Raw genomic sequence first — 1,881 nt, forward strand, 5'->3', positions numbered from 1 at the left:
TTCCGAACAGCGATTCCGGAGTTATCCGATCACCTGTTAGCCGTTCTTTTTCATAACCCTCTTTTTACGCTAAGTGATCGGATTGGTCTAGTTTTCTCATGGATTCTCCTGTCAGTTCGATTCGGTGACTGTTGTGCAATAAGCGGTCAAGTAAGGCGTCGGCAATGGTGGGACTGGGTATCAGCTTGTACCACTCGCTGGTGGGGATTTGACTGGCGATAATGGTACTGGATTGTTGGTAGCGTATTTCCATCACATCAAGCAGGTCATTCGCCTGACGAGCACTTAACTTCTCCATGCCCCAGTCATCAAGGATAAGCAGTTTACGCTTCGCTAAGGTATTCAACTGCTGTCGGTAAGAGCCGTCAGCATGTCCAACGTGTAACTCATCCAGCAGCTCTCCGAGGCGGTAATAACGAGCACTGTGATGTTGTTCACAGGCCTGCGTTGCCAGCACACAAGCTAGGTGGGTTTTACCACAGCCTGTTGCCCCGGTGATGATAATGTTCTGGTTGTAGTGCAGATATTGCCCGCTTAGTAGCGCCGCTATTTTTTCTTTCTTAAGCCCACGCCCACTGCGGTAATCGATACCGCTCGGGCGGGCATCGAAGCGCAGCTTTGCCTGGCGGGTCAGACGTTTTACTTTGGTGTTGTCACGGCACAGTATTTCGTGGGTGGCAAGCAGACCGAGACGCTCTTCGAAGCTCATGTCGGTATAGGTATCCGGTTGCTCTTGCTGCTGTTGTAACGCCTGAGAGAAGTGCCCCAGCCGTAATGCACGCAGTTGTTCATGGAGTGATGATAAACTCATAATGATCGTCCTTATTGGTAGTAGTGTTGTCCACGGATGTTGGGATGGTTAACCGCCGGCGAGTCGTCGGCTTCGGTATGCGTGAGGTCTTGCTCTTTATTATTTGCCAGCAGGTTCAGAATGACCTTGCGGTGTGGTTGCTCGAGCACTAGCGCTTTCTGACAGGCGGCTTCAAGCCGCTCCTGTCCATATTTACTGCCCAGATTAAGGATGGCGAGGCAGCTTTTTATTGCCTGCTCCGGATGTTGTCGACGAGCCAGTTGGGCTGCGATAACCGCACGAGTGCCGCTGCCGATGGTTTCAGCCCAGCCAAGCAGGCGCTCAACACCCCAGCGCTGTTTTACGTGAGCATCCGGCATATGCTCTTTAATCGTACTAAACGCGCCGGGCTGATGTTTTCTGGGGTGCTGTGCCACGACCTTACCCTGATAGTAAAAGCAGATGATTTGCGCTGTTGCTTCCAGTGTAACGGTCTGTCCGACCAGGTTGTGGGGTACAGAGTAAGCGTGCTTAGCGTACAGAACATGGTAGTCCGGTCCGACCCGGGCTTGTTTACTGTCGATGTATTGATAGCCATACGCAGGCAACGGCATTAGCGCTGGTTTATCAAGACGGATATAAAGTTCGTGCCGTGAGCCCGGGTGAACGCGTTGCTGACGGTGATTAAGCTCAACCAGCAGCTCCCGGATCCGCTGATTAAGGCTGGATAGCGTATAAAAGTGATCATGTCGCAGACGCATTAAGATCCACCGCTCGACGATAAGAACGGCGTTTTCTGCTTTTGATTTGTCTTTGGGTTTATAAGGTCGGGCAGGCATGATGGCGGTGTTGTAATGACGCGCCATGCGCGCATAGTTTTCATTTAACACCGGTGCGTAGCGGTTTGCCCTGGTGACCGCCGAGCGCAGATTATCCGGCACCAGTAGCTGTGGTACGCCACCGAAGAACTCAAAGGCGCGTACGTGCGCCATGATCCAGTCTTCCAGTTGCTGTGAACGCCCGGCTTCAACATAGGTGTAATTTGAAGCACCTAAGGTTGCCACGAAGACTTGTGCGTTATAGCGAACGTC

Annotated in this window: 2 protein-coding genes; both read right to left on the reverse strand. The window is 52.2% G+C overall.

The features are described from left to right. Positions 1-64: 64 nt before the first annotated feature. A complete protein-coding gene (gene istB, locus DEU29_RS13860; RefSeq protein WP_133540993.1) occupies positions 65-811 on the reverse strand; it encodes an IS21-like element helper ATPase IstB in 747 nt (248 codons plus the stop codon). A gap of 11 nt (positions 812-822) precedes the next feature. After that, a partial coding sequence (gene istA / locus DEU29_RS13865; RefSeq protein WP_133540995.1) for an IS21 family transposase occupies positions 823-1,881 on the reverse strand: 1,059 nt, incomplete at its 5' end.

Origin of the sequence: Idiomarina aquatica (assembly GCF_004362895.1) — a bacterium.
Classification (GTDB): Bacteria; Pseudomonadota; Gammaproteobacteria; order Enterobacterales; family Alteromonadaceae; genus Idiomarina.

Excerpts from the sequence above, each read along its gene's own strand:
- istB (WP_133540993.1), bottom strand. The coding sequence starts at position 811 with ATGAGTTTATCATCACTCCATGAACAACTGCGTGCATTACGGCTGGGG.